Source organism: Levilactobacillus koreensis JCM 16448 (assembly GCF_001435525.1).
GTDB lineage: Bacteria > Bacillota > Bacilli > Lactobacillales > Lactobacillaceae > Levilactobacillus > Levilactobacillus koreensis.
Map to the genome: position 1 here is coordinate 71,489 of NZ_AZDP01000053.1, position 19,834 is coordinate 91,322.

Below are 19,834 nucleotides of genomic sequence, written 5' to 3' on the forward strand. Positions count from 1 at the left end.
ATGCGGTTAAAGACATTAGAAATTAGCGGGTTCAAATCCTTTGCGGATAAGACCCGAATTGACTTTTTGCCGGGAATGACCGGCATCGTCGGCCCTAACGGTAGCGGGAAGAGTAACATTTCTGAGGCCGTCCGTTGGGTTCTGGGGGAACAGTCCGCTAAAAGTTTGCGGGGCAGTAAGATGCCCGACGTGATCTTTGCGGGATCGGCTGATCGGCACCCGCTGAATAGAGCGGCAGTGGCCATCACGCTGGACAACAGCGACCACTATTTAAAGAGTGATTATACCGAACTGACCATCAGTCGTGCCTTATACCGAAGCGGCGAGAGTAGCTATCAGCTTAACGGGCAGGATTGTCGGCTAAAGGACATCACGGAACTCTTGATGGATTCCGGGATGGGGCAGGACTCCTTTTCCATCATTTCTCAAGGTCGGGTGGAGTCCATTTTCAACAGTAAGCCTGAGGATCGGCGCAACATCATCGAAGAGGTTGCCGGCGTCTACAAGTACCGTAAGCACAAGGAAAAAGCGCAGCGGGAAATGGACGACACGATGGCTTATTTGAATCGGGTCGAAGACATCATCGCCGAGCTTGAGGGGCGCATCGAGCCCTTGGAGAAGCAGAGCAGTTTGGCGCAGGATTATCTGGATCAGCAGGAAAAATTTGCCCTGTTGGACCGGACGCAACTGGTACGTCAGCTCCGGGCAGAATTAGCCGAAAAGCAGACTGCCGATGACCTGGTACAGGCCAAACGCAATCAAGTCACGACGCATCAGGCGGCTGAAAAAGACCAGCTGGCAACGGTGCAGCGGTTGAAGCAGGAACAGGCCGACCATTTAGCGACTAAGGATGCCTTACAAGCCAAATTGGTGACGGCAACCCAACGCGTTGAACAGGCGCAGGGACAGGTCAACCTGTCTGGCGAACAGCAACGCCACTTGGATGAGCAGCAGCGGCAGGCCAAGGACCAACTGGCTGAGCTAAACGACCGGATTGCGGCGAACCAAGACGCGCTGACTGCGGTCAAACAGCAGGCCAGCGAGCTGGCGGCGGCGATGAAGACGGCACAGGGCGAGGTCAAGACCTTAACGGTGGCGACGGACCCCAAGACCGTCGCGGCGTTGCGCCAACAACTGGAAGATCTACGCACAACGTACTTTGACCAGAAGCAACAGGTCGCCACGCTGCGGAATCAACGGCAGTATTTACAACAAAATCAGGAACGGTTACAGCAACAAGGCCAACGGGTGGCCCAACAGTTAGCTGACTTACAGGCCAAGGCCCAAGCGGCACAAGCAACGGTCACCACACTGACGGACCAGACCACCACGGTCAAGGACCAGTTGAATCAAGCCGAGCAGGCCTTAGACACCGAAGCCGGGCAGTATCAGCAGTTACAAAAGGCTTACCAGCAGGCCCAACACAACTGGCAAGCGGCTCTCGAGGTTTATCAACGGGCACAAACTCAAGCAGCGAGTCTGCAGTCGGCCTCGGCCGAATACGGTGGCTTCTATCAGGGTGTCCGGGCTATTTTGAAGCAACGTGATCATTTCCGGGGGCTATTGGGGGCAGTTTCTGAACTGCTTCAGGTCCCAGAACGTTATACGACTGCGGTGGAATACGCCTTGGGTGGTCAACTCCAACAGGTCGTGGTCGATGACGAAACGACGGCGAAGGCCGCAGTCAGTTATTTACGTGAACACCGGGCCGGCCGGGCAACCTTCTTACCGCTGAGTACGATTCGCGGTCGTCAAGTTGACCGCAGTACTCGCCAATTGTTACGGGGACTATCCGGCTTTCTTGGCGTCGGCAGTGACCTGGTCCAAATTACGGATCAAGCGCAACCGATTTTGGATTACCTGCTGGGCACCACCATTTTTGCGGCTAACCTAGATACGGCCGTTGACATCAGTCAGCGAATTCATCATCGGTATCGCGTGGTGAGTCTGACGGGTGACGTGGTCAGTGCCAGTGGGGCTATTTCCGGGGGTCAGTCGCGGCAGAGCCACAGCAGTGTCTTGCGCCAACAACAGGAGCTGCAACAGCTCCAAACGTCGATTGCGGCCATGAAGACCAAGTTGACGGCTCAGGAAGCCAAGATCAAGCAACAGCGAGCTGGGATGCAGGACAGCGAGGCGCGTAGTCAAGACCTACAGGCGACCATCAATCGCTTGCAGCCGCAGTGTCGGCAATTGGAGGACCAACTGGCCAACGCCCAGACGACGGCCGAACAAGCCAACCGGCAAGTAAAGGCCGCCGAACTGGAGATCAAGCAGGCTCAGGTGGTCACGGACGACCAACAGGGCGAGTCGATTGCGGCGCAAATTACCGCTGGCGAGCAGGGCGTCGCGGCAACCGAGCAGCAGGTCAAAGACTTACAAGCCAAGATCACCACGGTGACCGCCGAACAAGCGCAGAATCAAGCGGCGTTGACGGCGAAGCAAACGTGGTTGGCGGGGGCCAAAGAACGGCGTCAGCAACAGGTGACCACGGTTCACCAGTTGGAAAAGCAACTACAAGCTGACCAGCAGCAGGTGACCACGGTAACCGCTGAGCTGCAACAATTGGCGAACCAGGAGTCGCTGACGCCAGAGCAGGCACAACAACAGTTGAAAGACGCCCAAGCGACTCGCCAGACGGTCGACCAACAAGTGGCCGCAGAAAACGAGTTGTTGACCACGGCAAACGATGAGTTGGCGGCGGCCGAGACAGCGAACCAACGGACCAGCGGACTCTTACAACTGGCTAACGACGAGTTACAACAAGCACAGGTCAAGCAGACCCGGTTATCGGCCTTGATCGACCAGCAACAGAATCAATTGGCCGAGAAGTATCATTTGAGTTTAGCGGCCGCCGAACAGGACGTTAGTAATTTACCGGCTGATGAACTCGCGGTCCAATTAAAGCTATTGAAACGGGGGCTGGACGAAATTGGTCCGGTCAACGTGAACGCCATTGATGAATACAAAGAAGTACGCGAACGCTACGACTTCTTGACGCAGCAACGCGACGATCTTTTGACGGCTAAGGAGCAGTTGACAACGACCATGACCGAATTAGATGGCCAGGTCGAGCGACGATTTAAGGCCAGTTTTGATCAGATTGCGGCGAAATTTACCGCCACGTTCCGGCAGATGTTTGGTGGCGGGACGGCCGAACTCGTTTTGACCGATCCGGACGACCTCCTCACAACTGGTATTGACATTATGGCACAGCCGCCTGGCAAGAAGTTCCAGAATATGGGGCTCCTTTCCGGTGGTGAGCGGGCGCTGACAGCGATTACGCTATTATTTGCCATTTTACAGGTCCAACCCGTGCCATTCTGTATCCTCGATGAAGTGGAGGCGGCGTTAGATCCGGCCAACGTGACCCGATTTGCCCGCTACATTCATCAATTCCAAGACCAAACGCAATTTATCGTCATTACCCACCGGAAGGAAACTATGGTCCAGGCCGATATCTTGTACGGCGTGACCATGCAGGAGTCCGGGGTGTCGAAGATGGTGGCGGTTGACCTTGACCACGAGACCACTACGGAAAGGAAGCAATCCTAATGGGATTATTTGATATCTTCCGTCGGCGTGCCAAGCCGGCGAGTGAAGCACCAAAACCGGAATCAGAAGCAGAACCATTCGAAAGTGCGGCGGCAACGAGCGAGAATGCTGCGAGTGAAGCCAGTGCGACTAGTGAGGTCGAAAAGAGTGAAGCGCCAGTTGGAGCTAGTGCGTCTGAAGCCAGTGAAACAGCAATTCCTCAGTCAGCTGATGATGAGAAACCGGCGGCGACAACGGTTAGTTCAGCGGTAACTGAGACACCGAAAGCACCCGCTAGTGAAGCGGAGGGGACTGGTGCAGTAGTAGAACAGTCTGTCGCTTCGATACCCGTTGCTAAAGCAGCAACTGAACCTGAATCTGAACCTGAGGCAACGTCTGCGGCAGCACCCGTTGCGCAGTCAGCTGTGGGTGCCGAAACGCCGGCGAGTGAAGCCACGGTTGAAGCCAGCGAGAAAACGGCAACTGAGCAACCAGCCGATACGCCTAGTGAGACGGCAACTGCTACACCAACTGAACCCGCCGAAAAGCCCGTTACTGACGAACAACTTTACGACAAAGGGTTAGAGAAGACGCGGACGACATTTGGTCAACGGCTGAACGCTTTGCTAGCTAATTTCCGGCACGTTGATGAGAGCTTCTTCGATGACCTGGAGGAGACTTTGATTGGGGCCGACGTTGGCTTCGATATGGCCGTGAAGCTCAGTGATGAGTTGCGTGACGAAGTGAAGCTGCAAAATGCCAAGAAGCCCCAAGACGTGCAAAACGTGGTCGTTGAGAAGCTGGTCGAAATCTATGACGCGGCTGGCAATGATGAGAGCACGGCCTTGAACATGGCGCCTGCAGGTCCCACGGTAATCCTGTTTGTCGGGGTCAACGGGGTCGGTAAGACGACGACCATTGGGAAGATGGCTAACCGGTTTCACCAAGCGGGCAAAAAGGTTCTGTTGGCGGCGGCCGATACTTTCCGGGCTGGGGCGACCGAACAACTCGATGTCTGGGCCAAGCGCGCGGACGTTGACATTGTTACGGGAAAACCACAATCGGACCCCGCAGCTGTCGTCTTTGACGCCGTGAAAAAGGCGAAGGACGAGGATTACGACATTCTGTTCGTCGACACTGCTGGTCGGCTACAAAACAAGGTCAACTTGATGAATGAGTTGGCAAAGATGAAACGAATCATTACTCGTGAGATCCCCGCGGCACCGCACGAAGTTTTATTGGTGCTGGACGCTACGACCGGACAAAACGCGCTGACACAGGCGAAGTTGTTCAAGGAATCCACGGACGTGACCGGAATCGTCTTAACCAAGCTAGACGGGACGGCCCGTGGGGGTATCGTCCTGGCAATTCGCAACGAACTCCACGTACCCGTGAAGTTCATTGGCCTTGGGGAACAGATCTCAGACCTGCGACCATTTGACCCGAACGAATTCGTTTACGGCCTGTTTAAGGGCTTGATCGACGTTAAGGCATTGGATAAAAAGTAAATTTTTTGGTGGTATAAGTACTGTTCCGAGGGGATGGCGCTTGTGCCGCTTTTTTGGCTGGCGGAAAGTAGAGGTGAATTGGATATGGGAACCATTTTAAGTAGCGGCTTTAATTATTTTGACTCGATCTTTTACTTGCTAGTTTTTGGACTTGTTTTGGTGCTGGTTGGCGGAATTTTCTACTTGGCTTGGCGACTGATTTTTGACAGACACAAATAGGACCCTGGCGTATGAGTTAGACGTCCTAGAAAAGAAGCGGATGCAATTGGGACTAAGGAATACAATGAGAATGAGTGATCGACAAAATTAGCGTTGTAAAATTCGAATGGGAGTTTGCAATGCTATTTTGATGTGACTTAGAGTCTTTGAATCAGAATCAAGCAAGGATTCCAAGCATCCCAAAGAGTCGGAAAGACTTCTAGTGGTTCGAATCCCATGGCATGATAGAAGGCGTTCGTTTGGTCGTAGGTGGTATAGTGGCCGGGAGCGACCGTCTTGACTTGCAGATAAGCGACGGTTTGGCGGGCATTAGTAATAAGTTCAGCCATGAGTTGCCGGCCGATGCCTTGATGGTGGTAGGCGCGCTTGATGCCCATACACTGAATTTCGGCGGTAGCGGTGCTGGTCGTGGCGAGATCGATGAAGCCTACGATAGTTTTCCCATCGCGAGCGACCCACAGTGGCAGGTCACGGGCAGCGTCAACGTATTCTGTTGTGGAGTCCGGTAAGCCAAACCAATCGGGAAGATCGGCAAGAACTTCTTGAACGATGTTGGCTTTGATACTGGCGTTGGTTTCACGCGTGATAATGATCGACATGATAATATCCTCCTGATAGGTAGAAAACTAATTGCTCTAATGGTTAATAAGTATAACGGTAAGGGGCATGAAATCCTATTCGTTTATGAAATATCAGTGAGAATATTTCTAATTATCAGTGGACACTATAAAATGACTATTGAATTGGTGATTAGCGATGAATTTACGATTTGATCACAATTGACTCATGCTAAATACGATTAAGCTGGCTCACTACCCACTTTACCCAAAATCAGCGAAAAAAATTGACGAAACCGCTAAAAATCGGTACTCTAGTAGAGTGTGACACGAACTGGAGGACCAAGCATGGAGATTGAAAAAAACTACCGCATTAATTCCTTATTTGCGTTCTACCAGCCGCTACTGACCGCGAAGCAGAATAACTATATGCAATTATATTATGGTGATGACTATTCCTTGGGTGAAATTGCTGAGGAGTATAATGTTAGTCGTCAGGCGGTCTACGATAATTTACGACGGACCGAGAAAATTCTCGAAGATTATGAAGCAAAATTGCATCTTTACCAAGAATTTACCGCGCGCAATCAACAGGCCGACGAGATTCAAGCGTACGTGGCGGATAACTATCCCAAGGACGCAAAGCTGAACCGGTTGGTTGCGGGTCTTGAAAATCTAGAAGAACAATGAAAGTTAGGTGGCAAAACGAATGGCGTTTGAAGGATTAACTGAACGACTACAAAACGCAATGCGCAAACTGCGGGGCAAGGGGAAAGTTTCCGAAAATGACCTGCGCGAAACCATGCGTGAGATTCGGCTGGCGTTACTAGAAGCCGACGTTAACTTTACCGTGGTCAAGGACTTTGTGAAGCAGGTCCGCGACCGGGCAATGGGGGCCGACGTCTTAGAAGGACTGAACCCCGCGCAACAGATCGTTAAGATCGTTGATGAAGAATTGACCAAGACCATGGGGGATGAAGCCGTTCCCCTGAACAAGTCCGAAAAGATTCCAACGATCATCATGATGGTTGGGCTTCAAGGGGCCGGGAAAACGACCACTGCCGGGAAGTTAGCGCTGAAATTAAAGAACGAAGAAAACGCTCGGCCATTAATGATTGCGGGTGACGTTTACCGGCCAGCCGCCATTGAGCAATTGGTTCAAGTGGCCGCTGGTATTGACGTACCCGTCTTCCAATTGGGAACCGATGTGGACCCCGTGGAGATTGTTCGCCAAGGGTTAGCGCAAGCTGAAGAAAACCATAACGATTACGTCATCATTGATACGGCCGGTCGTCTGCAAATCGACGAACAGCTGATGGATGAACTGGCAAACATTAAGGATTTGGCCCATCCAGATGAAATCCTGTTAACGGTCGATGCGATGACTGGTCAAAATGCCGTGGCTACTGCCGAAGGATTCAATGGCAAGCTCGACGTGACCGGTGTCGTTTTGACCAAGTTAGATGGGGATACCCGTGGTGGGGCCGCACTCTCGATTCGAGCAGTGACTGGCAAGCCAATCAAGTTCATCGGACAAGGCGAAAAGATGACCGATCTGGACGTCTTCCACCCCGACCGGATGGCGTCACGGATCTTGGGAATGGGGGACATGCTGTCCCTGATCGAAAAGACCCAGAAGGAATACGATGAAAAACAAGCCAAGGAATTGACTGAAAAGATTCAGGAAAATTCCTTTGACTTCAATGACTTCTTGGACCAGATCGAACAGATTCAAAAGATGGGGCCAATGGATGAGTTGATGAAGATGATTCCAGGAATGGCGAACAACCCAGCCATGAAGAACGTGCAGGTCGACCCGAAGGACATGGGTCATTTAAAGGCCGTGGTGTACTCCATGACGCCGCAGGAACGGACGAATCCGGACCTGTTGAACCCTTCCCGTCGTCGCCGAATCGCAACCGGGTCTGGTCGACCGATTCATGAAGTGAACCGTATGATCAAGCAGTTTAACCAAATGAAGAAAATGATGAACCAAGTCTCGAAGGGTAATATGTCCGGGATGGAACAACTCATGGGCAACACAGGCATGGGTGGCGGTGGTATCGGTGGCCGGATGCAAAAGATGGCCCTGAACCGGATGTCCCGGCAAATGAAAAAGAACAAGAAGAAGCGGCTGAAGCGTAAGAAACGGAAGTAGGCTTTAGTGAACAGGCTTGGAAATGGCAGAATTGATGCCATTTCTAGGTCTGTTCTTTGTTTTAGGCGGATATTAATAGACAAATGGCTGGGGATGTTGGAGTGAGTAGGTGGTTTACTGGTTGGGTATTTTGGGGCTCAATCTGTGATATTGCAAAAAAATACAGCCGCAGGTGAGCAGTCTACACAATTATTCTTTGAACGATGTTTAATAACACTATAAATGTTTTGATGCCTTTTGGGTAGACGTGAGCGGAAATGTCCGGTATACTACGAACTATAGAAATAGCCATAAGGGAGTAACTAGCAGAATTCTTCTGCGGCAATTACCCGTCAACAAGATTTTTTTGGATCTGGTGCTTAGCCAGTTGCCAATCCGGGGTTGCCTTAAATAGTGAGACTTATGTGTGTCCACAATTAATTTTTGTGTGCACGCGTGAGTCTCTTTTTTTACCCCTTAAATGGTTAAAAGATGAGCTTGCGAGCACACCTCAGGAGGAATGGCAAATGGCCAAAGTACCATTTTATCAAGAATCGGCTGAACGACTGTACCAGAATCTACAGACTAGTGACCGAGGATTAAGCTCACAAGTCGCACAAGAGCGACTCGAAAAGAACGGACGTAACGCGTTAAATCAACAAAAAACGACGTCTTTGCTCCAGAAATTTTTAGCACAGTTTAAAGACTTCATGATTATTGTGCTGATGGTGGCTGCGGTGATTGCCGGGTTGACCGGTGAAGTAGTCGACGCTGTGATTATCTTACTAGTGGTCGTCTTGAATGCCGTCTTTGGAGTCTTCCAGGAGGCGAAAGCCGAAGAGGCCATTAACGCCTTAAAGGAAATGTCGGCACCGAGTGCAACGATTCGGCGGGATAATCAGGTTATGAGTGTCAAGAGTGATGAGCTGGTCGTGGGGGACATTGTCCTGCTGGAGGCCGGCGATATCATTCCCGCCGATCTTCGGTTGCTCGACGTGGCTTCCCTGAAGGTTGAGGAGTCAGCCCTGACTGGGGAGTCTGTCCCCGTGGAAAAGGCGGATGCCGTCTTGACCGAAGACGATTTAGCCATCGGTGACCGGCATAACATGGCGTTTATGAATAGTAACGTCACGTACGGCCGCGCGACCGGGGTCGTTGTGGCTACCGGGATGCAAACGGAAGTGGGACGCATCGCCGGGATGCTAGAAGCCGCCGACGAAACGACGACGCCACTCCAGGCCAATCTGACGCAACTCGGGAAGTCCCTGACTATCCTGATTCTGGTAATTGCTGCCATCGTCTTTGTTATGGGGATGTGGCGCCAGGCCGAAAGCCTGATCGACATGCTGTTGACGGCCATCTCGTTAGCCGTTGCTGCGATTCCAGAAGGTCTGCCCGCCATCGTCACAATTACCTTGGCGTTGGGGACTCAGCGGATGGCCAAGCGCCATGCCATTGTGCGGAAGCTACCTGCCGTGGAAACGTTGGGGAGTACCGACATCATCGCCTCGGATAAGACCGGGACACTGACGCAGAACAAGATGACGGTCGAAAAAGTTTATGAAAACCTCGAATTGCCCGATTCACATACCCTGAATTTTGACCGCGACAACCGGTTGGCACAGGTTATGATTTTGAGTAACGATACGAAGATCACGGCCGATGGTTTAGCTGGTGACCCCACGGAAACGGCATTGGTCCAGTATCAATTGGACCGCGATTACCCGGTCGAACAGGTCTTAAAGGACATGCCCCGCGTGGCTGAAATTCCTTTTGACTCCGAACGAAAATTAATGTCCACGGTCCATCCATTGGCTGACGGTCGCTTCTTGATTGCCGTCAAGGGTGCGCCGGATGAATTGCTCAAACGAGTAACGCAACTGGCAAAGAACGCCACTGTCGCACCATTGACCGACAGTGATCGCCAAGCCATTTTAACGACCAACCATGAGTTGGCCACGCAGGCCTTACGGGTCTTGGCGTTTGCCTACCGTATCGTCGACCAAGTGCCAGCCAACATGACCAGTGAGAGCGTTGAGAATGACTTGATTCTCGCCGGGATGGTCGGAATGATCGATCCCGAACGGCCAGAGGTGGAACAGGCCGTGGCCGACGCCAAGTCCGCTGGGATTCGGCCGATGATGATCACCGGTGACCACCGCGATACCGCTGCTGCCATCGCTGCACGGTTAGGCATCATCGAAAAGGGCGACACGGCCGCCGTGATTACCGGTGCCGAATTAGATGACATGGATGATGCGACGTTTGCCAAGAAGGTCGGGGATTACTCGGTCTACGCGCGGGTCGCGCCGGAACATAAGGTGCGCATCGTGAACGCTTGGCAGAAGCGTGGCAAGGTCGTTGCCATGACCGGAGATGGGGTCAATGATGCCCCTGCCTTAAAGGCTGCCGATATTGGTATTGGGATGGGCATCACCGGGACCGAAGTTTCCAAAGGGGCCAGTGATATGGTCCTCGCCGACGACAATTTCTCGACCATCGTGGTGGCCGTTGAAGAGGGACGGAAGGTCTTCGCTAACATTCAAAAGGCCATCCAGTACCTGCTGTCCGCTAACCTAGGGGAAGTCTTGACGCTGTTCATGATGACCATGTTAGGTTGGCAGATCTTAGCGCCGGTACACATCTTGTGGATCAACCTGGTAACGGATACGCTACCAGCGATTGCCTTAGGGGTCGAACCGATGGAACGTAACATTATGAAGCAGCCACCGCGGGGCCGGAAGTCGAACTTCTTCTCTGGTGGGGTCCTTGGCGGAATCATCTACCAGGGTCTACTTGAAGGGGGAATCACCCTGCTCGTGTACTGGTTGGCGTTAACGTACCCGGTTCACGCAACGGCCAGCTTAGCCCATGCCGATGCCTTGACCATGGCCTTTGCCACTTTGGGTCTGATTCAACTGTTCCACGCCTTCAACTCCAAGTCGATTCACGGCTCGATCTTCACGGTCGGCTTGTTTAAGAACAAGTTCTTCAACTGGGCGATTGTGATTGCCTTTGCTTTACTGGCGATGACGATTCTGGTGCCTGGTTTGAACAGCATGTTCCACGTAGCTCACTTGGACGTCTTCCAATGGGGAATCGTGTTAGCCGCTTCCTTCATGATGATCGTGATCGTAGAAATCGTGAAGTTCTTCCAGCGACGCTTGATGAAGTAATGTTAAATGGGTAATCGTTTGGCTAGTTAACAGACACTGGTCAAATGGTTAGGGGCCCACTCTGTGACTGTCAGTCTTGACGGTTGCGGGGTGGGCTTTTATGGTGATGTAGCTTACGGCAATGTGAAATGACAAGCATAGACTAATTGTGAGTGTAGATTAGGGTTGAAATTCAGGGGACACCGCGCACTCAGTACTTACCAGAAGAGCGTACGACCAGAGTCGCGGGCGGCCATTTGCAACTCCCCTAGGAAATGTATGTTAAAATAATTTTAGACAAATTTCGGAAGGGACGTGACAGGCGTGGCATTAACGTATCAAGCGTGTTTACAGGCAACACAGGTGGTCTTGGCGAGCGGTGCTGTGCCAACCATTGTGGGCGAAGCCGGTATCGGTAAGTCGGCCTTGGTGGCGGATCTCGCACAGCAACGGCACGCGAAGCTCTTCACGACCGTGGTGAGTCTGGTAGAAAAGGGCGACCTGGTGATCCCAGTGCCCCCATTGACCAGCGACTCCTTTATTCAAACGGCGCAGTACGGGTCCTTAGCTGATGTTCAATTTGGGTATTCGCACACCCTAGTCGCCATGATTCGGTACGCCGAGGCCCACCCCGAACAGGAGATCATTTGGTTCCTAGATGAATTTAATCGTGGAACGCAGGCCGTTCAAAGCGAATTGATGAACCTGGTTTTACAGCGGCAGATCAACACGTTGACGTTACCTGCACAGGTCCACCTGATTCTAGCGGAGAACCCAGATGCCACCATGGCCGGGTTCGAGCAGAGCCACTACGGTGTGACGCCGGGGGATGCGGCAATTGCCGATCGAACGACCCGGCTGATCCTACGGGCCGATACGGCGACCTGGTTGAAGTGGGCCACAGCGCTAGTTAACGGTGTGCCCCGAATCGCGCCATTGGTGACGCAATACCTGACGGACAATCCCGCCGACCTACACGTGGTGGGGACGGCCAACGCCACGGACGACGATCTCCAGCCCACACCACGGGCCTGGGAGCGAGTCTCACGCGCCATTCGTGAACTCGACACCCAACACCTCTTTAGTCAAACGGCGGTCGTCACGGCTATCATGCAGGGCAATTTAGGGATGACGGTCGGGACGGCCTTTGCGGGCTTCTTAATGGCTCAGCGTCCCGGACTGACGGTAGACCAGGCGTTTAACGCCGAAGATGCCGTGGCCGTCTTTCAACAGTTGGCTCCCGCGCAGCAACAGCGAATTCTCTTGAACTGCCTAAATGCGGGCCAGAATTGGCCATTAACGGTGAGTGGGAATGCCCAGCGCTTCAGCGAGCTACTCACGAGTTGCGCGCCGGACAGTCAATTTGCTATTGCTCAGCAGATGGCTGAACGGGACCGCCTCTTGGAAAATTTAGCGGCGGTTAAGGACCAACAGCCCGGTGTTCGGCGGCTTTATCGACTATTGACGACGATTGGGTTGCGGAGCAGTGAAATCGAGGTGTAGGCCATGGTGAGCTTAACGCAGGACTTACAACGCTTACGTCAGGCTACGGCGACCGACGACCGTGAGCGATTAGCGCAGGCAGCGTATCGTGATGCCGTGTTGTACCTGTTGCAGCAAGACCCCTTTTACGGGAACGTATTGCGGCAACTGGCGGTTACGTTTTGGGATGCGCCGACTGCCCCAGTGAGTTTGAAGCCAACGGCCCAGGACTGGCAACTTCAGCTGAGCCCGAGTGCCTTGCAACAAACGCCGTGGACCGGTGCGCAGTGGTTGGCGATGTTGCGACATACGGTGCTACACCTGCTTTGGCGCCACCCCCAACGTTATGCGACGGCCGTGCAGACACCGTCACAGGCGGGACTAGTTCGGTGGGCGACCGACGCGGCGGTCAACGACTATCTGGCCGATTTGCCGGCCGATGCCATCACTAGTCAAAAATTAGCGCAGTTATTAGAAGAGCCAGTCTTGCCACGACAGGACTCGGCGGTCTACTTGCAACAACTTCGCCGCTGGCAGGCGCAAAAAGCGACTACCGACTGGCAGTTAGCGGCAGGCGGGCCACAGACATTACCGAAAACGGCGCAACACGACGGTCACAGTGGCTGGCGAGGAGCCAACGATGAGGCTGCCGAGACGCGCGAGCAATGGCGCGCCCAGCTCTTTATGACAGCTGACCGGGCAATCTCCGCCAAGCAGCGGGGCACCTTGCCTGGTAGCATCCAGGCGGCACTTAAGCCACTAGTGGCTGAGCGGCCATTGGACTGGCGCGCATTACTGAAACGTGGCTGGGGTCAGGTTCCAGCGGGTCGACAGCCGGCTTACGGCCGGTTCAACCGGCGACAGCCAGCCCGAATGGACCTCCCGGGAGAAATCGTCCAGACCTGGCGCAAAATCGCCGTCTTCGTCGATGAGTCCGGTTCGATGGGCAGTCAAGAGATCAGCTATCTCCTGGGGCAAATGGCGACGTTATTGGTCGTTTATCCGGCGCAGGTGACCGTTTATCCATTTGATACGGTCGTTGACCCAACACAGGGCTTCGCTTTGGAGCGACGACCACAGACACTTCAGCGGACCGGTGGTGGTGGAACGCGGTTTCAGGCCGTATTCGATGCCTTACCGCGATTGCTTGCCGGCAGCACAGATCAATTAGTTGTTATCTTGACGGACGGCTACGGGGAAGAGCAGATCCGACCAACACTACCGGTGACGGTCTTGTGGCTCTTGACTAGCCCAATCGACCAGTTTTCAATCAAGCACGCACCCGGCACCGTGGTTAGTTTGACGACCGACCCGCAGTGGCAGGTATTAAGGAGGCAACCATGAAGGATTTGACGGCAGCAGAATTACGCGATTTATTGCAGCAAACGGCGGCGTACCGCAATGCCCGTGCCATTTTAAATGGTGAGTGGGCGGCGCGGGCCGAAGAAAATCCGTTGTTTCGGGCCCCAATGACGATTGCCGACTTAAGATTTGCTCGTGATCTGCAGGCGGCCGGTGTTCAGCAGGGACCAGACTTTACCGATTACGCAGCGGTCCAGCGGTGGATCGTGATAAATCGGGAGTCGTTAACGGCCGATGATTTGGCCTGGTTACGCAAAGATTTTGATTAATTTGAGGGTGTAAAGAAAAAACCCTTTACATCATATCCAGAAACTGGTATATTATTACACGTTGAAAGAAATACAGGAGGTGTCTACATGTCAGTTAAGATTCGTTTAAAGCGGATGGGTTCTAAGAAGCGCCCATTCTACCGGATTGTGGTTGCCGACTCACGGAGTCCTCGTGATGGTCGTTTCATCGAACAAGTTGGAACGTACAATCCAGTTACCCAACCAGCTTCAATCACGTTGAAGGAAGAATCTATCATGAACTGGTTGAACAACGGTGCTCAACCTTCAGATACGGTTAAGACTTTACTCTCCAACGCTGGTATCATGAAGCAATACCATGAAGCTAAATACACTAAAAAGTAGTGATTAGCCATGACCGATTTTAAGGCATTAATTCTAGCAATTGTTAGCCCACTCGTCGAGCATCCCGAGGATCTGGTGATTACACCAGTGGAGACGGAACGTTTTTACGAATATCGGTTAGCCGTTCACCCGGACGATGTCGGCCGGGTCATCGGCAAACAAGGCCGCGTGGCGCAGGCAATCCGAACGATTGTCTACAGCGTTCGCGTTCAAGGCAATAAGCGGGTGCGTCTCATCATCGATGACCGCCCAACAAAGACTCTCGAGTGAGGCGGCAACGTTTCCTCGAGTTTTTTTGTTCCCAAAAATAAAAATATTAAAGATTTGGGTTGTGTGAACTGGTCACACTGCGGCGATCGGAAATTCCGCCTACCATGGGGAACGCCTCCAGCCAAAGTTCGGGCTTTCGGCTCGCCTCAAAGCCACGGAAAGCGCGTGTCTCTGAGGTCGTCCCACGCTTTAAGTCGGGAAAGAAACCCGTCTAACAGCGTTGACACGGCTGGCTCCATCCCTGACCGGCTCTGATAGTCTTTGACCATGAATGAACGCTAGACTTTTTTGTGACATGATCGACACTAATTTTTAATTTTAGTGTTAGTTTCCATAGGACATCAATGTAAGCCGAGAGGTCGCCAGATATGGGCTCAGGCGCGTCGTTCTGCTTAGTCAGTGGATGATTTTTCCGCTGGCTTAGCGGAAGACCAACCTTGTAGACTTGGCATTTGCGAGGCTTCAAGTTGTGTCCGCACCGTTTCCAGCCCATATCTGGCGGCCGGTAAGGCGAAGAACACGACTATGTTGCCCAATTTCAAATTACAATTAAACTATAAATAAAACATTTAAACGAGGAGGCATGTGACATGGCATATTATACGGTAGGAACTATCGTGAACACGCACGGTATCAAGGGTGAGGTTCGGGTCATCGCGACCACGGATTTTCCGGAGAGTCGTTTTGCGGTGGGGTCGACGCTTTACGCTTTTGCGAAAGGCCAGACGAAGCCGGTGACGTTGACCGTCGCCACGATGCGGAAACACAAAAACTTTTATCTGTTAGGTTTTGAGGGCAAGCCATCGATCAATGACGTGGAGCTTTACAAGCAGAGCACGTTAAAGGTGACCGATAACGAGTTAGAGACCGGCGACTTACAACCCGGCGAATACTACTATCACCAAATCGTTGGCCTGAAGGTCGTCACGGAAGACGGCGAAGAACTGGGTGAGATCAAAGAGATCTTGTCACCAGGCGCCAATGATGTCTGGGTCGTTGACCGGCCAGGTAAGGACGACTTGCTGTTGCCAAAAATCGATGACGTGGTGAAGAAGGTCGACTTAGATGCTGGCCAAGTCACGGTGGAATTAATGGAGGGACTCGAGTAATGCGTATCGATGTGTTAAGTTTATTTCCCGATATGTTTTCCGGTCCGATGCATGATTCCATCGTGGGTAAGGCGATTGAAAATGGCCATCTGACCATGCCCGTGACGAACTTTCGGGATTACTCGACCAACAAGCACGGCAACGTCGACGACTATCCCTTTGGTGGTGGCGCCGGGATGCTCTTACAACCCCAACCCATCTTTGATGCCTTAAAGGCGACCGAGGAACAAGCGGCGGCGGAAGGCTTGCCCAAGGGCCGGGTCATCTTGCTCGATCCTGCCGGGGTGACCTTTGACCAACACGTGGCCGAAGAATTTGCCCATGAGGACCATTTGACCTTCCTGTGTGGCCATTACGAGGGCTATGACGAGCGGATTCGGACGTTGGTGACCGATGAGGTGTCCTTGGGCGACTTTGTCCTGACGGGTGGCGAGTTGGCCTCCATGGTCATGATCGATGCGACGGTGCGGCTGTTACCGGGAGTCCTCGGCAATTCGGAGTCGGCACCGGGCGATTCATTCTCATCCGGCCTGCTGGAATACCCGCAATATACGCGGCCATCAGAGTTCCGGGGGATGAAGGTCCCAGACGTTTTGATTAGCGGCAATCATGGTAAAATCGATGAATGGCGCGAAAAGGAAGCCCTGCGGCGGACGTACCAACGGCGGCCAGACTTGATCGACCACAAAAAGTTGACCCAGCAGCAGAAACACCTCTTGGCCGATGTGCGCATCGAAGAGGAAGAACGCCAGGCTGCCGAACGGGAGTCAAGAAAATAACCTTTACAGGCATTTCGAGATATGATACACTTAACTTTGGCTGTTTAGCCATAAAAACAATATTCCGCTGTCGAGACTGAGAATGAATGTTGGCGAAAGGATAGAATATATTATGCGCCAAAACAATTTAATTGCTAAGATCAACCAAGAACAATTACGGGACGATGTTCCAGACTTCCGTGCCGGAGACACTGTTCGGGTTCACGCCCGGATCGTCGAAGGTACCCGCGAACGTATCCAATTGTTCGAAGGTGTCGTAATCAAGCGTAAGGGTGCTGGCATCCAAGCAACTTACACGGTACGTAAGATCAGTAACGGTGTCGGTGTGGAACGGATCTTCCCATTACACTCCCCACGTGTTGCTAAGATTGACGTTATTCGTCAAGGTCGTGTACGTCGTGCTAAGCTCTACTACCTCCGTGAACTTAACGGTAAGGCAGCGCGGATCCCAGAACGCCGTCGCAACTAGTCACATTCAAGAAAGTCGATCACTTCGGTGGTCGGCTTTTTATTTTGTCTGCTTAATACGGAAAATCAGGTATACTAAATATATTAATGAGGTGGGCGAAATGACAACGATTGTGTTAGTGGACGACAGCCGCTTGATTACCAGTGGCTTAAAAATTATTTTAGAATCAGAGCCGACTTTTACCGTTTTGGGGACTTTTGATGATGCGACGGCCGCCATTAACTTCTGTACGACTCATGAGGTAGACATTGCTTTAATGGATGTCCGGATGCCCGGAATGACGGGAGTTGCGGCGACCAAATTAATCACTACGCAGACGGCAACGCGGGTGATCATCTTGACCACGTTTGACGAGGATGAGTACATCGTGACTGGAATTCAAAATGGGGCGAGCGGCTATCTTCTGAAGACGACGGATGCCGATCAGTTGCTGGCAGCAATCAAGATGGTCGCGCAGGGACAAAGTATCTTGTCACCGGCTGTGCTACGTAAAGCGGCCGCAAGCCTAACGACGGCCACAATTTCGCCTGATCTGCGTGACTTAACGGAACGTGAGCAGGAGATTACCCGGTTGGTAGCCAAGGGGTTAACGAATAAGCAGATCGCCGCGCAGCTATTTTTGAGCGACGGCACCGTCAATAACAGTTTGTCGACCATTTTACATAAATTAGACCTTGATCACCGAACGCAGTTGGCAATCTACTATCTGACTGGCGAGGGGGGCCAAGGATGAGGCGACGATTACTAATGAACGTGGCAACCGTGGTCACGTTGCTGGGCTACGGCCTATTTCAATTGACCCGACCCGAACTGATCTGGCTGATCGGTGGTCTGCTGCTGTGGTTGAGCGGTGGATTACTGGCTATGGGCCTGCCACGGTGGGCGTTGGTTTGGAGCGGCGGTCAGCTAATGATTCCCTTATTGTTCAGCCCCCACGCGCCGTTATTGTTGTTTGTCTTGCCAATTACTTGGGTGAATGTGTTAGCTATCAAATGGGTAAGTCAGTGGGAGCTAGTGGGTTTTGGCGTGATCGCTTTGTTTGGAGCCACGCAATTCAGTGGGCAATCGGAGTTCTGGTTGGGCGGCTGGTGCCTTTTCTGTGGCTTGCTGGCGTGGCTGACACAGTACGAGGCGCGCCATCGATCACGGACGCAGGCTGATGCGGATGCCTTACGTTTGGAGCGTAACCGGTTGGCAAAGTTGTTTTCGCAGAGTACGTTAAATGTCGATGCCAGGGAGCATCAGGCAGCGGCAGTGGAGCGCCAACGGTTAGTTCATGAGATTCACGACCAACTGGGCTATCAACTGACTGGTAGCCTAATTCAATTGCAAGCGGCCAAGCTGAGCTATCGACGTGACCCCCAACAGGGAGAGGCGTTATTGGACCAGTCGATTGTGGCTATTCGTGACGGCATTGAAGATATTCGCCAGATTTTACGAACGGAAGGCCCCGCTAGTCAAACGGTTAATTTTTCTAGGCTGAAGGGTGAGTTGCAACAATTTACGGATACCTATGAGATCCGTACCGACTTGAAGTATAGCGGTTCTTTGGAGCGAATCACCGTTTTTCACTGGCAGGTTTTGTTGGGAAACTTAAAAGAAATTCTGACCAACACGTTAAAGTATAGCAATGCCCATGAAGTCACGGTCAATCTGCACGTCTATCAACAGTTCTTGCGGTTCACCGTGAGCAATGATGGCCAAGCAGATCCGGATTTTAAGAAGGGAATCGGCATCTTGGGAATGGAAGAACGAACGGCTGCCTTGAATGGGCAACTAGTGGTTGATGGTCAGACCGGCTTTTTGGTCACGACCACACTCCCCTTGACGGACACGACGGCAGGCTGAGGGTGACCAGTAACTTCTTGAAGTGAGTCTCCAAGGCTAGTTCTCTACTAAATTAGCGGAATTTCTGATAGCCGTGGTGCAATACCAGGTGAGAACGGACGATAGGACATGAGAAATCTCACGTCGGATTCATGAGAAATGGGACTGGGCACCCATTTCTTTTTTTTATACAATGGTCGTAATATCTGAAGGAGGTTGTGCACATGCAGGCGGCTTTAACGGTTAAGGGATTGACTAAAAAGTTTGGAACGAAGGTAGCGGTGGATGATGTGAGTTTTACGGTACCTACGGGCAAGATCTTAGGACTGCTGGGGCCAAACGGGGCCGGTAAGTCAACGATCATTAATATGGTAACGGGACTTCTCACCAAGACCAGTGGCGAGGTGACCCTGTTTGGAACGGCGATGGGGCCGCATGACATGGGCAATCGCCAGCGGTTTGGCGTCGTTCCCCAGGAATTAGCGATGTTTGATGACTTGTCGGCGGAAGAAAATGTTCGATACTTCGGTGGGCTGTACGGATTGCGTGGCGCGGAGTTACGGCAGAGTGTCGCGCAGGCGTTGGCAACGGTCGAGCTGACTAAGCACCGAAAGCAGCGGCCCAAGACGTTTTCTGGGGGGATGCAACGGCGGTTGAACATTGCCATGGCCATCGTCCATCATCCAGACCTGCTCTTCATGGATGAACCCACGGTCGGGATCGACCCGCAGTCACGAAATTATATTCTGACAGCGATCGAGGAGATGCGCGCCCGCGGTATCACCGTGATCTAC

General features: G+C 52.5%; 17 protein-coding genes. 16 read left to right on the forward strand and 1 reads right to left on the reverse strand.

The features are described 5' to 3' along the window. Positions 1-3,555, forward strand: a complete 3,555-nt coding sequence (gene smc, locus FC99_RS04270; RefSeq protein ID WP_048736168.1) for a chromosome segregation protein SMC — start codon at positions 1-3, stop codon at positions 3,553-3,555. Then, positions 3,555-5,042, forward strand: a complete 1,488-nt coding sequence (gene ftsY / locus FC99_RS04275; protein WP_048736167.1) for a signal recognition particle-docking protein FtsY — start codon at positions 3,555-3,557, stop codon at positions 5,040-5,042. Before smc ends, ftsY begins: the two co-directional genes overlap by 1 nt. 356 nt (positions 5,043-5,398) lie before the next feature. Here the strand turns inward: ftsY and FC99_RS04280 are convergent, their stop codons facing one another. Beyond that, positions 5,399-5,860 carry a GNAT family N-acetyltransferase gene (locus FC99_RS04280; RefSeq protein ID WP_048736166.1) on the reverse strand — a complete coding sequence of 154 codons (462 nt, stop codon included), beginning with the start codon at positions 5,858-5,860 and terminating at the stop codon, positions 5,399-5,401. Positions 5,861-6,166: 306 nt separating this feature from the next. On the opposite strand from FC99_RS04280, the gene FC99_RS04285 reads away from it, so the two are divergent. From FC99_RS04285 to FC99_RS14110, 14 genes are all read left to right on the forward strand, one after another. Next, complete coding sequence (locus tag FC99_RS04285; protein WP_048736165.1) at positions 6,167-6,508, forward strand: putative DNA-binding protein; 342 nt, start codon at positions 6,167-6,169, stop codon at positions 6,506-6,508. 19 nt (positions 6,509-6,527) lie between these two features. After that, a complete protein-coding gene (gene ffh, locus FC99_RS04290) occupies positions 6,528-7,976 on the forward strand; it encodes a signal recognition particle protein (RefSeq protein ID WP_048736164.1) in 1,449 nt (482 codons plus the stop codon). Between the two features lie 506 nt (positions 7,977-8,482). After that, on the forward strand, positions 8,483-11,131 hold the full coding sequence (locus tag FC99_RS04295) for a cation-translocating P-type ATPase (protein WP_048736163.1): 2,649 nt from the start codon (positions 8,483-8,485) through the stop codon (positions 11,129-11,131). Positions 11,132-11,434: 303 nt separating this feature from the next. Beyond that, entirely contained in the window at positions 11,435-12,613 is a 1,179-nt protein-coding gene (locus FC99_RS04300) for an ATP-binding protein (protein ID WP_048736162.1), read from the forward strand. A 3-nt stretch (positions 12,614-12,616) separates the two neighbouring features. Next, positions 12,617-13,936 (forward strand): vWA domain-containing protein, encoded by a 1,320-nt coding sequence (locus tag FC99_RS04305; RefSeq protein ID WP_056986473.1) that lies wholly within the window; start codon positions 12,617-12,619, stop codon positions 13,934-13,936. Further along, positions 13,933-14,223, forward strand: coding sequence for a hypothetical protein (locus FC99_RS04310; protein WP_048736160.1), 291 nt, complete (start codon positions 13,933-13,935; stop codon positions 14,221-14,223). Before FC99_RS04305 ends, FC99_RS04310 begins: the two co-directional genes overlap by 4 nt. A gap of 87 nt (positions 14,224-14,310) precedes the next feature. Next, positions 14,311-14,586, forward strand: a complete 276-nt coding sequence (gene rpsP, locus FC99_RS04315; protein ID WP_020088982.1) for a 30S ribosomal protein S16 — start codon at positions 14,311-14,313, stop codon at positions 14,584-14,586. A 9-nt stretch (positions 14,587-14,595) separates the two neighbouring features. Next, a complete protein-coding gene (locus FC99_RS04320; protein ID WP_048736159.1) occupies positions 14,596-14,856 on the forward strand; it encodes a KH domain-containing protein in 261 nt (86 codons plus the stop codon). Positions 14,857-15,446: 590 nt separating this feature from the next. After that, the gene (gene rimM / locus FC99_RS04325; protein ID WP_048736158.1) at positions 15,447-15,965 is read left to right on the forward strand and encodes a ribosome maturation factor RimM; all 519 of its coding nucleotides are present in this window, start codon (positions 15,447-15,449) and stop codon (positions 15,963-15,965) included. Further along, positions 15,965-16,744 carry a tRNA (guanosine(37)-N1)-methyltransferase TrmD gene (trmD, locus tag FC99_RS04330; protein ID WP_048736157.1) on the forward strand — a complete coding sequence of 260 codons (780 nt, stop codon included), beginning with the start codon at positions 15,965-15,967 and terminating at the stop codon, positions 16,742-16,744. Before rimM ends, trmD begins: the two co-directional genes overlap by 1 nt. 112 nt (positions 16,745-16,856) lie before the next feature. Next, positions 16,857-17,213 carry a 50S ribosomal protein L19 gene (gene rplS / locus FC99_RS04335; RefSeq protein WP_048736156.1) on the forward strand — a complete coding sequence of 119 codons (357 nt, stop codon included), beginning with the start codon at positions 16,857-16,859 and terminating at the stop codon, positions 17,211-17,213. Positions 17,214-17,313: 100 nt separating this feature from the next. Then, positions 17,314-17,946, forward strand: coding sequence for a response regulator (locus FC99_RS04340; RefSeq protein ID WP_048736155.1), 633 nt, complete (start codon positions 17,314-17,316; stop codon positions 17,944-17,946). Then, complete coding sequence (locus FC99_RS04345; protein WP_082153305.1) at positions 17,943-19,061, forward strand: sensor histidine kinase; 1,119 nt, start codon at positions 17,943-17,945, stop codon at positions 19,059-19,061. The genes FC99_RS04340 and FC99_RS04345 overlap by 4 nt, the downstream gene beginning before the upstream one ends. A 203-nt stretch (positions 19,062-19,264) precedes the next feature. Then, positions 19,265-19,834 (forward strand): ABC transporter ATP-binding protein (locus FC99_RS14110; protein ID WP_235805861.1); only part of this gene is annotated, 570 nt, incomplete at its 3' end.